The 7,437-nt window shown below is 47.1% G+C and carries 13 protein-coding genes; all 13 read right to left on the bottom strand.

Features of this window, described 5'->3' with window-relative positions; all coding sequences use genetic code 11:
- Positions 1-2,149: phage tail tape measure protein (locus tag V7126_RS04065; protein WP_335496875.1), on the bottom strand; the 2,149-nt coding region annotated here is incomplete at its 3' end.
- A gap of 15 nt (positions 2,150-2,164) precedes the next feature.
- On the bottom strand, positions 2,165-2,383 hold the full coding sequence (locus V7126_RS04060) for a hypothetical protein (protein ID WP_335496872.1): 219 nt from the start codon (positions 2,381-2,383) through the stop codon (positions 2,165-2,167).
- A gap of 83 nt (positions 2,384-2,466) precedes the next feature.
- Positions 2,467-2,832: a tail assembly chaperone gene (locus V7126_RS04055; protein ID WP_335496870.1), complete on the bottom strand. Its 366-nt coding sequence runs from the start codon at positions 2,830-2,832 to the stop codon at positions 2,467-2,469.
- Positions 2,833-2,888: 56 nt separating this feature from the next.
- Entirely contained in the window at positions 2,889-3,185 is a 297-nt protein-coding gene (locus tag V7126_RS04050; RefSeq protein WP_335496868.1) for a fibronectin type III domain-containing protein, read from the bottom strand.
- Entirely contained in the window at positions 3,139-3,609 is a 471-nt protein-coding gene (locus tag V7126_RS04045; RefSeq protein WP_335496866.1) for a phage major tail protein, TP901-1 family, read from the bottom strand. The genes V7126_RS04050 and V7126_RS04045 overlap by 47 nt, the downstream gene beginning before the upstream one ends.
- Positions 3,610-3,626: 17 nt before the next feature.
- Positions 3,627-4,067, bottom strand: a complete 441-nt coding sequence (locus V7126_RS04040; RefSeq protein WP_335496863.1) for a hypothetical protein — start codon at positions 4,065-4,067, stop codon at positions 3,627-3,629.
- Positions 4,064-4,420, bottom strand: coding sequence for a hypothetical protein (locus V7126_RS04035; RefSeq protein ID WP_268348842.1), 357 nt, complete (start codon positions 4,418-4,420; stop codon positions 4,064-4,066). The genes V7126_RS04040 and V7126_RS04035 overlap by 4 nt, the downstream gene beginning before the upstream one ends.
- On the bottom strand, positions 4,417-4,806 hold the full coding sequence (locus V7126_RS04030) for a hypothetical protein (protein ID WP_335496856.1): 390 nt from the start codon (positions 4,804-4,806) through the stop codon (positions 4,417-4,419). The genes V7126_RS04035 and V7126_RS04030 overlap by 4 nt, the downstream gene beginning before the upstream one ends.
- Positions 4,807-4,821: 15 nt before the next feature.
- Positions 4,822-5,631, bottom strand: coding sequence for a hypothetical protein (locus tag V7126_RS04025; protein ID WP_335496853.1), 810 nt, complete (start codon positions 5,629-5,631; stop codon positions 4,822-4,824).
- A complete protein-coding gene (locus V7126_RS04020) occupies positions 5,628-5,966 on the bottom strand; it encodes a hypothetical protein (protein WP_175077574.1) in 339 nt (112 codons plus the stop codon). Before V7126_RS04020 ends, V7126_RS04025 begins: the two co-directional genes overlap by 4 nt.
- A gap of 14 nt (positions 5,967-5,980) precedes the next feature.
- Positions 5,981-6,172 (bottom strand): hypothetical protein, encoded by a 192-nt coding sequence (locus V7126_RS04015; protein WP_175077575.1) that lies wholly within the window; start codon positions 6,170-6,172, stop codon positions 5,981-5,983.
- Entirely contained in the window at positions 6,172-6,333 is a 162-nt protein-coding gene (locus tag V7126_RS24040) for a head fiber protein (protein ID WP_438823791.1), read from the bottom strand. Before V7126_RS24040 ends, V7126_RS04015 begins: the two co-directional genes overlap by 1 nt.
- A gap of 309 nt (positions 6,334-6,642) precedes the next feature.
- The coding region (locus V7126_RS04005) for an SU10 major capsid protein (RefSeq protein ID WP_335496850.1) at positions 6,643-7,437 on the bottom strand (795 nt) is incomplete at its 5' end.

Raw genomic sequence — 7,437 nt, 5'->3', positions numbered from 1 at the left:
ACGCATTTAAAATTTGTATTCCGGCCTGGATAATCATCGGCATAAGCGTTACGATCGTATTAATCAGCGTCGTCAGCATTGTTGTTGCCGCTTGGATAATCTGTGGTAGCGCCTCGACTATTCCTTGGATCAAAGACGTAATGATTAATACTCCGGCACCAACCAACGGAGGTATTAGCGTAACAAACGCCTGAACGAGCGAATTGATAATCTGTGTTGCTGACGATAGAATACCGGGCAATGCCTTAGTGAATCCGTTAAGCAATCCCTCGATAATCTTGACGCCCGACTCTAAAATCTTCGGTAGATTTTTTACGATCATATTAACGAAAGAATCAACGGCTTTAGTCGCTGTTTCGAGAATCTTCGGCATATTCTGCTCGATACCTTTCGCGATCGCTGGCAAGTATTTCGATCCTGCGACCATCAATCCCGGGATACCGCCGATTATGATTCCGATGATATTCGGAATAAATTCCGCTAATCCTGAAAAATCTCCGTTAAATGCGTCGGTGATCGTCTTCTTCAGATCCTCGAATGCGCCTCGGATAATTGCGACTCCTTTGACGACAACATTCGCAACAGAAGGCGGCAGAAGATTGTGAAGAGCGATCGATCCTTGCGTAAAGTCTCCGGTCAGCGTTTCCGCGAGGCCTTTGAATAACTTCGTAAGTTTATCGACCATCGGCGACACTTTCCCGCTGATTGCTTCGCCTAACGCCGTGATTTTTTCGCGAATAACATCGCTGTGTTTGTAGGCGTAGACGAGCGCAACTCCGAGTGCAATGACTGCGGCGGAGATTAGACCGAACTGGAACATCGCTAACAAAAGCGCTTTTTTGGTCATGTTAAATTTGTTTGCGAGTAGACCTAGGCCGGTACTTAGGGCGCCAATTCCGGATGCTGCGGAGCCGATGAACATGAGCAGTAAACCGCCAGCCATAGTAAAGCCAGCTAAAACAGCTACAGTTGCTCCTACATACGTGATAAATTTCTGCATTCCGGGAGATAGACTATTGAATCCATCAACAACTTTCTGAACAAATTTAACTAGTTTCGAAAGCACTGGAATTAGTGTATTTCCGATCGAAATCTGTGCTGTTTCAAAAGAACCGCTAAGCTCTTCTATTTGACCTTTTAAGTTATTCATTTTCTCCGCAGCTACTTCCGCAGCCGTAACTTTCGACATCGACTTCCACATGGCATTCGCGCCTTTTGCGCCTTCTTTCATCATAATGTTCGCTGCACGGATCGCATCTGTACCGAACATTGTTTTCAAAGCCGCCTGTTGCTGCTCTTTTGTTAATCCTTTTAATTTATCCTGTAAAATCTGCGCTATTTCTGCAAAGGACTTCAAGTTTCCTTTCGCGTCATAGAAAATACTAGATCCGTCTTTAGTAATTAGGCCGAGGTCTAACATCTGCCCATAAGCCGCTTCTGATGCCGGAGTTAAATTCAACAGCATTGTTTTGAGTGAAGTACCCGCATCTGATCCTTTAAGACCGTTCTGCGCAAATATAGCGAGAGCTGTCGACGTATCTTTAAACGACAATCCGACCCCAGAAGCAACAGCCGAAACCATTGAAAGACCATATCGAAGTTCGTGAACATCGGTCGCTGAAGCGTTAGCTGCACCCGCAAGCATATTCGCCGCATCTGTAACAGACAGATTGTCGTTTTTGAACGCATTAAGCGCAGTCGATGCAATTTCAGCCGCTTCGGAAAGATCAAGCTCGCCCGCTGTTGCTAAGTCTAGAGCACCGGCTAACCCGCCGTTTAAGATATCAGTTGTAGATACACCGGCCTTCATGAGTTCCTCGATGCCTTGGCCGGCTTCTAACGAGCTGTACTTCGTCTTAGCCCCGAGTTCTACCGCTAAGTCCGTCAACTTCTTCATCTCGTCACCAGTTGCGCCAGAAACGGCCTTAACGTTGGACATTTGCTGCTCAAAGTCCATCGCCTTATTAACCGCCATTCCTAGACCGCCGCCTACTCCGGCCGCTATCGCACCGAAGCCCACCGCGATGTTCTGCCCCATACTCGACAGCCGAGAACCGAAGTCTTCTAGCCTGCTTTGCGCTTGGTTAAGTTCACGCGTTAGATCCGTAATCGTAGCGCCTATTCGGACGTTAATAGTATGGTCCGCCATTTAGCCCCTCCTTTCTTATTCGATTTCAAACTGCGACAACCATTCGCTGGCCTTCTGCTGTTTCTCATAAAGGTCCTCGGCTTTTTGCGTTGATACGTCCGATTTTTCCGGGCGTTTGAATAGGTCGCTAAGTTTAATGCGTTTCCGCGCGTTGTTGACTTTTCCGATCATCATTGCGGTTAGCGCGTGCTCTTCGAAACGGTCATACTTCCGCTCTACTTCCGCATCTAACAAAACGTAGAATTCACGCGGAGTAAGCTTCCGTATCTCGTCCGGTAATTTTCCGAGAAGGCGCCAACCAGTGTGAAAGACTTCATCTATTTCAGTAAATCCGCGATCAATTCGGCCGTCTTCGGATCTTTCTTCAGAATTTTTTCGACCGTCTTCTTGTAGAAAAAACTCTTAGTAACAACCTCGTTTGAAATTTTCATAATTTCGTCCATATCGATCTTTTCCTCGGAGATTGCTGCTTCGATCGCAGCGCGAACCTTTTTAATCGAGAAGTTCTTTCCGGTATGGAACAGTCCGGCATGAACGATATTCGGAAATGCTTCGAGATCACCCATAAGAGCCTTCCCGATCAATTCGAATGAGCCGCCTTTGTATAGTCCGTTTAAGTATTCAACACTTGCATATGTTAGCTTGAGTTCGTATTCGTTTCCTTCAATTTCAAAACGTGCCATATTCCGATTCCTCCTATTGAAAAAGGACGCCCGAAAGGCGCCCCGAATTTGTTTAATTAGGATGCTGTGGTACGAGTAACGATCTCGCTCATCGGCGATTCTCCGGCCGCATTAACTGCGGTTACGTTAACCGTGAGCTGTGTATCTGCCGTGATACCTGTCAATGTATGAGGCGGTCCAGCTACTTCAGCATCTAAGTTTTTGGCCTCGCCTCTATAAACTTTGTATGATGTCGCCCCATCTACCGGGTCCCATTTCACCGTTACACTATCTGCCGTAGCCGTGTACGATAGATTTTGGGGCGCATTAGGGAGTGGTGGGCGCTGGATTGTCGCTGTCCGAGCTAGGCGCACCCGCCGGAATTTCAGTTAGTGTTTGTTCGGTAAGTTCACCGTTTAGCGATCCCTCAAGTGAGTAAGTCGCGAAGTCTCCGTTACTAAACTCGCGCTCGAAATTAGAAATCATATACAACCCGACTTCAGCTTCTTTGGTACGCGTATCAATCTCGTAAATTTTAACGAACTCTTTATTTCTGATTTTCTTTTTCATCGCCTTAACAAATGGATCACCTTCAGTGATGACGCCTTCGAAAGATACGGATTGAGTGACTTTTCCGTAGTCACTCCCAGTCTTATCCTTTGTATCAAGATCGATTGAATCTGCTTCAGTGCTCGTTGATCCGCTCGTTTGGTTAAACGGCCTCACAAGTTTTTCGCCGGTACCGTCATCAATGACGACCGCGAATATAATTTCTTCGCCGCGATATTCTACTGCCAAATTAACTCCCCCTTTGTTTAATAAGCCTGGTACGTCGAGTCCACTTCGATATCAAAGAAGACCCGATGGTAGCTCGTTTTGTCCGATAAATCCTCGGCCGATATAGGCGTCTCGGCCGTCATATCCACGCAAAAAAGCCCGAGTTCTTTACTCGGGGCCTCCGTATCTATTAACTTGAATCTATCGAACAGAAAAATCTTTCGGACTGTCTCCTGAACGTCCGCTCTCTCCGCCGCTGAATTAGCGTAAACTCCGACTTGAAAGTGGTAGATCGTCCGGAATGTCTCGCGAAGCTTCGCAAGCATCGACGTGTTATTTTGCATTTGTTCGATTGTAATAAACGGTTTAGTATCCGGCAATGTAACGCCGTCATAAATCCAGACGACCTTATAGCCGGTCTTTTCCGCGAGATGTTGCTTAATCGAATATTGTAAATCGATCTGTTTCGTAATAATCACCGCCCTAACTGACGGACAAGTCTGTTTATTTTCTCCGTATACGGCAGCTCGTTGTTCCAAACGGATTTTCGGATGAACGCTTTATGCGTCTTATTCGTATATTCTTGAATCTTCGCATAATCTACGTCTGAACCATACTCCCACGTCGTTTGGTCGATTTCTTCCGGACTTGCGGCGATAGAATTACGCAGTTTACCGGTCTTAACCGGAGCATAGCCCGCAGATTCATTCGCCATCTTTCGTGTGTATGCCTCGGTCGTGTTGCCGATATCGCGTACAAGACCTTCGTACTCCAAGGCGCGAACAACTCGGTTAACGCCCTCTATATCAATACGAACTCTCCCGTTCCTCACGTTATCCGCCTCCCAACGAACTCCGCATGATTCCGTTCGCCGATTCCTTTCTTGTCTTTCGAAAGAACCTCGTAATCTTTTCCGTCATAGATAACGCGTTTGATATTTTCGTAAATATCCGCAATCAGTTCGATAGCGATAGAAAACCAGATGTCTCCGCCCTCAAAATCGATACTATCCAGAAGTTGTCGATCGATCTTGACCTGCGAACTGATTTCGGTAACTACGGACGGAACCTTTAGCTCGTCATATACCGGTTTCTTCTCGTCAGTAACCGGATCAGTAGTGAATCCGTTCTCGAAGACCACCGTAATCTCATGCGTCCGCCCTCCGATCATGTCTCCACGCGCTTGCTTCATAAACGCAATATCATACGAATCAATCACGCAGCCACCGCCTTTCTAAAGGTATTTCGGATCGATTTCATACGTCAGATATCCGGTGCAATTAATGTGCATCATGTAGATTTCGGAATCGGTCGGTTTGTATAGGCCGGGTCCCATTCCGTATCGGTCTTCGAGTTCAAGCTGTGTACATCGGTGGTCTGGACGGTTTGCCTTCCCGCGATGAACCCGAACCGCCTTAACGACTTGGCTTTGTTGCGCAGAATAGGCCGTAGCGACGCGATGCGCCGTATTCCCTTCCGTTACAACTAAACGTCGTATCTTCCACGCATCATTGTCGTAGACTTTCCGCACGTTGGCGCTGATCGTATTAACCGAATCTCCCCGGATAATTCCGGACCGAATAACCTTCGTAAGCTCGGCGCGCTGATCACCGGCAAAGTTCCAAACGCGATCGGACAAAACGAGATTATCGGCTCCTAGACGGTTAATCATGTACCGCAGTACGTTTTTGTTGATCTTATCGAAAGCAACGCCGGAGATCGCTGCGGCACCAACAACGTCCGATAGCGATTTTTTGATCCCGTCATTCGTAAATGCTGCCGTATCCGAGATGACTTTGCTTAGCGCATCCATGCCGGTATCTCGTACGAGTTTTTCTATCGACTCAAGCTCGCGAAGTAGTTTGTTCAAGCGCTGCTTCTTAATAATTCCGTCGCTGCCGCTGTACTCCGAGAGCATGTCGATAATCTCCAATCGAATCCGTCCGATCTCCTTAATCGCAAACTCCTGTTGCTCTGCGTTAAACTTCCGATATTCAATCGACACCTTTTTAAGCTGCCGTTCTAGTTCTGCCTGCTTACTCATCGTCCGTCCGCCCTTGGTGCGAAGCTTTGGCTCGTAAGTAATCGGAGTTGTTTACGGAAATCTTTCTTCGCGTCTTTCGCAAGCTGCGAGTAATTCGCAAAGATATTCGTCTTGTCGATCGTTTCCTCACCATCTCCGAAACTAAAAAAACGAGCTGCTTCCGACGCAATCGTTTCATAGGCGATTCCGAGTGCGCAAAACAGCACGGCATTTTCGTGTTCTTCCGGATTCAGGCCGCTTTCCTTAACAGCTTCGGCAGTCCATGCGGCGATATCTTCCGCTGTGACGCCCGGCACTCGTGATAAACGCGTTCTTAGTCGATCTTCAACCGCCACATGAATCACCTCCGTTATTTTTTCGGTTTAGCCGCTGTTTTCGGCTTGGCCGCCGGTTTATCCACGCGTTGAATGAACGGCGCGCATTGATCGAGCGCTGCGATTTCTTTCTCAACGTTCGTTTTATAAACGCCGTATCCGTTAAAGACAATGTATAGACCGTCTCTGCTAAATTCGTAGTTTGGTAACGTCTTATATTCCGCCATTACGCCATCAACTTCGCCGTTTTAAGTTTCGCAAGTAATGCGTTAAAGTCAGCAACAATGCCGGCAACGTCTGTAGCTGTGCTATTCGCTTGTGTAGCCGCTTTGGATGCGGTTAGTTTTGCGTCTAATGCTGCGGTTACGTCATCGCCTAGTTTCGCCATAGTAACCGACTTAGCGCCGAGATTGTTTTCTTGAACGCTTCCGGTTCCAATATTCCGGTTTTGTACGGAACCATCGCCGATCTTAGCGTTAAGGACCGCACCGTCCGCTAGTTTTTCGGTTGTGATAGATCCGTCTGGAATTTCGACAGGACCTCCGGATGCCGCGAGTAAACTTTGGATGATATCACCGAGTTTCAAATCGTTTGCAGCCGGTGAAATAAGGTTCAATCGTTGTACGTCTTCATTACTTAAAGCCATTTACGGCCTCACCCCTTTCAAAATAAAAAGGGCCTCGAAAGGCCCCGTTAATTAGGAAACAGTTTTAGAGATTCCGGAAAGGATTGCGACTGATTCTTTCGCGTTTTTGATTTCGAAACCAAGTTCACCACGGATTACGCGTGCGAAGTAGTCAGCGCCCGGTTCTGTAGCATCTTGGTCGTAAATAGGAGTCAGGTAGCGTGCTTTGATATTGTCAAGATCAAGCAATACTGCACGATCTTTAGGCATGTTTTGGTCGACAACTACTTGAGAAACTGCGCCGCCAGGAAGATCACTCATGAAGGACATGATCTGATAACCGACTTGCCCCTCTCCGCGAGTCGTACGGATAGTATCGCCCGCAAGTTTAGTAATCTGACGGGAAACGTTTGGCGCACAAAGAATTGTGTTCACACGTCCGCCGCGTTTGAAAGTTTCTTCGATTGCATCGTTCAGGCCTTTTGCAGTGATTTCCTTACCGCCGAAATCTTTTGAAGCAGATCCTTGTTCTTGTGCGAATGCGAATAGGCCACCTGAAGAACGTGGTACCGCATCAGATCCTTGATATTTACGACCGAAAATAAGAGAGTTGTTAATTTCGCGAACCATCTCTTGCAAACGCAAGTTAACCTGGTAGTCAAGCTCGTCAGCAACTCCGTAAGTATTAACTTGTTGTTGCGTACGAGAAACGGAAGCATAACGCGTGAAAATTTGAGAGTAGTTGAACGATACAATACGGTCATTGATTTCGTTCTTTCTGAGTACGGACTCACCTTCTGGACGAGGACGAGAGATAACCTTCAACTCTCCGCCTGCTTCGATTGCTTCCGGAGTAGTTGCGTCATA

The organism is Bacillus sp. JJ675 (genome assembly GCF_036963165.1).
GTDB classification, from domain to species: domain Bacteria; phylum Bacillota; class Bacilli; order Bacillales; family Bacillaceae; genus Bacillus; species Bacillus glycinifermentans.
This window is presented reverse-complemented; position numbering and strand designations above follow the sequence as displayed.

Bases quoted from the DNA above. Each gene is read 5' to 3' on its own strand.
- V7126_RS04055 (WP_335496870.1), bottom strand. From the start codon at position 2,832: ATGGCACGTTTTGAAATTGAAGGAAACGAATACGAACTCAAGCTAACA.
- V7126_RS04025 (WP_335496853.1), bottom strand. From the start codon at position 5,631: ATGAGTAAGCAGGCAGAACTAGAACGGCAGCTTAAAAAGGTGTCGATT.
- V7126_RS04015 (WP_175077575.1), bottom strand. From the start codon at position 6,172: ATGGCGGAATATAAGACGTTACCAAACTACGAATTTAGCAGAGACGGT.
- V7126_RS24040 (WP_438823791.1), bottom strand. From the start codon at position 6,333: ATGGCGAAACTAGGCGATGACGTAACCGCAGCATTAGACGCAAAACTA.